The organism is Thermodesulfobacteriota bacterium, assembly GCA_040758155.1.
Lineage (GTDB): Bacteria > Desulfobacterota > Deferrimicrobia > Deferrimicrobiales > Deferrimicrobiaceae > UBA2219.
Genome location: JBFLWB010000085.1, coordinates 1 through 2225, shown reverse-complemented (window position 1 = coordinate 2225; position 2225 = coordinate 1). Strand labels below are relative to the sequence as shown.

Genomic DNA, 2225 nt, shown 5'->3' with positions numbered 1-2225 from the left:
CGCGGAAATTTGCGTCGATGACGTCGCGGATCCGCGCCACCTGGTCCTCGGTCAGCGTGTTCGTCCGGAGATCGGGGGACACGCGCGCCTCCTCGAGGATCTTCAGCGCGGCGGTCGGGCCGATCCCGTAGATGTACGTCAAGGCCGTCCCGATCTTCTTGTTCTTGGGAATGTCCACTCCCGCTATACGTGCCAAGCGTCTCCTCCTTATCCCTGGCGCTGCTTGTGCTTCGGGTTTTCGCAGATGATCCGAACGACGCCCTTCCGCCGGACGACTTTGCACTTGGCGCAGAATTTCCGCACCGATGGCCTGACTTTCATCTTCTTCCCCTTTTCACTTCGAACGATAAATAATCCGCCCGCGGGTCAGGTCGTACGGGGTCAACTGGACGGTGACCCGGTCCCCCGGCAGGATCTTGATGAAGTGCATCCGCATCTTCCCCGATATGTGGGCGAGCACCTTCATCTTGTTGTCGAGTTCCACCCGGAACATTGCGTTCGGAAGGGGCTCGATCACGGTGCCTTCGATCTCTATCGCTTCTTCCTTTGGCATATATTCCTTTTTTATAGAATATTTGTCCGCATTATTTCACGGAACGCTTAATATTTCCGGTTCCTTCTCCGTTACGGCGATCGTGTGCTCGAAATGCGCCGACCGGGTGTTGTCCCGGGTGACCACCGTCCACCCGTCCGTCAGCACCTTCACCGGCCAGTCGCCCGCGTTGACCATGGGCTCGATCGCCAGCGTCATCCCCGGGTGCAGCCGGGGCCCGGTGCCGCGGCTGCCGAAATTCGGCACCTGGGGTTCCTCGTGCATCGACTGCCCGATCCCGTGGCCCACGAATTCCCGGACGACGGAGAACCCCGCCTTCTCCACGACCGACTGCACCGCCTCGGAGATGTCGCCCAGCCGGTTCCCTGACCGCGCGGCTCCGATTCCTGCGAACAGCGACCTTTCCGTGGTCTCGAGGAGCCGCCGCGACTCGGCGTCGATCTCCCCCACCGCGAAGGTCTTCGCCGCGTCGCCGTAATAGCCGTCGAGGACCACCCCGAAATCGACGCTGAGGATGTCGCCCTCCCGGACCACGCACTCCTTCGACGGGATCCCGTGCACCACCACGTTGTTCAGGGAGGCGCAGAGGTGCGCGGGGTAGCCGTGGTAGCCCTTGAAGGCGCTCCGGACTCCGCACCGCCGGATGTACCGGTCCGCGAACTCCTCGAGCTCCCAGGTCGTGACCCCGGGAAGGATCAGCGGCTTCACTTCTTCAAAGAACCGCCCTACGACGGCGCCCGCGCGCCGCATCGCCTCGATCTCCTGAGGCGACTTGATCAGGATCATCCCTTACCGGAGGATCTTGACGATCTTGTCGTAGATGGCGTCAATTTCCCCGGATGCCATGACCGACCGGATCTTCCCGGTGCCCCTGTAATAGTCGAGCAGCGGCGCGGTCGACCGGTTGTAGTTGTCGAGCCGCTTCCGGATGGTCTCTTCCCTGTCGTCGTCGCGCTGTACGAGCTCCGCCCCGCACTTGTCGCACTTCCCCTCCCGCTTCGGGAGGTGGAACTTCACGTGGAACATCGCGCCGCAACCGGTGCAGGTGCGCCGCCCGCAGAGTCGCTCCATCAGCTCCTCGGGATCGACCTCGAGCGACAGGACGAACCGGATCTCCTTCCCCAGCTCCTTCGCCACCCGGTCCAGCGCCTCCGCCTGGGGGATCGTGCGGGGGAAGCCGTCGAGGATGAACCCGCCCGCGCAGTCGTCCTTGGCGAGGCGCTCCTTCACGATGCCGATGACGACTTCGTCGGGGACCAGCCCGCCCGCGTCCATGAAGGCCTTCGCCTTCCGCCCCAGCTCCGTGCCGTTTTTCACGGCTTCGCGCAGCATGTCCCCGGTGGAGATCTGCGGGATGGAGAAGGCCTCCGTGATCTTCTTCGCCTGGGTCCCCTTCCCCGCGCCCGGGGGGCCCAGCAGGATGATCCCCGTCATCGTCCTACCCTCTCCTCCCCTTGATCTTTCCCTTCTTGAGGAACCCTTCGTAATGGCGGGTGATCAGGTGCGACTCGATCTGCTGGATCGTGTCCATCGCCACGCCGACGACGATCAGGAGCCCCGTTCCGCCGAAATAGAAGGGGACGTTGAACCGCGAGATGAGGATGCTGGGCAAAACGCAGATCACGGAGACGTAGAGCGCCCCTCCGAGGGTGATCCGGGTCAGGATCTTGTC

At 63.3% G+C, this 2225-nt stretch carries 6 protein-coding genes; all 6 read right to left on the bottom strand.

Annotation, left to right across the window (positions count from 1 at the left end; all coding sequences use genetic code 11):
• Positions 1 to 196: 30S ribosomal protein S13 (rpsM, locus tag AB1346_05060; protein ID MEW6719798.1), on the bottom strand; the 196-nt coding region annotated here is incomplete at its 3' end.
• A gap of 11 nt (positions 197 to 207) precedes the next feature.
• A complete protein-coding gene (gene rpmJ / locus AB1346_05055) occupies positions 208 to 321 on the bottom strand; it encodes a 50S ribosomal protein L36 (GenBank protein MEW6719797.1) in 114 nt (37 codons plus the stop codon).
• Between the two features lie 13 nt (positions 322 to 334).
• Entirely contained in the window at positions 335 to 553 is a 219-nt protein-coding gene (gene infA / locus AB1346_05050; GenBank protein MEW6719796.1) for a translation initiation factor IF-1, read from the bottom strand.
• A 36-nt stretch (positions 554 to 589) separates the two neighbouring features.
• The gene (gene map, locus AB1346_05045) at positions 590 to 1339 is read right to left on the bottom strand and encodes a type I methionyl aminopeptidase (protein ID MEW6719795.1); all 750 of its coding nucleotides are present in this window, start codon (positions 1337 to 1339) and stop codon (positions 590 to 592) included.
• Positions 1340 to 1342: 3 nt separating this feature from the next.
• The gene (locus AB1346_05040) at positions 1343 to 1987 is read right to left on the bottom strand and encodes an adenylate kinase (GenBank protein MEW6719794.1); all 645 of its coding nucleotides are present in this window, start codon (positions 1985 to 1987) and stop codon (positions 1343 to 1345) included.
• A 4-nt stretch (positions 1988 to 1991) separates the two neighbouring features.
• On the bottom strand, positions 1992 to 2225 hold a 234-nt coding region (locus AB1346_05035), incomplete at its 5' end, for a preprotein translocase subunit SecY (protein ID MEW6719793.1).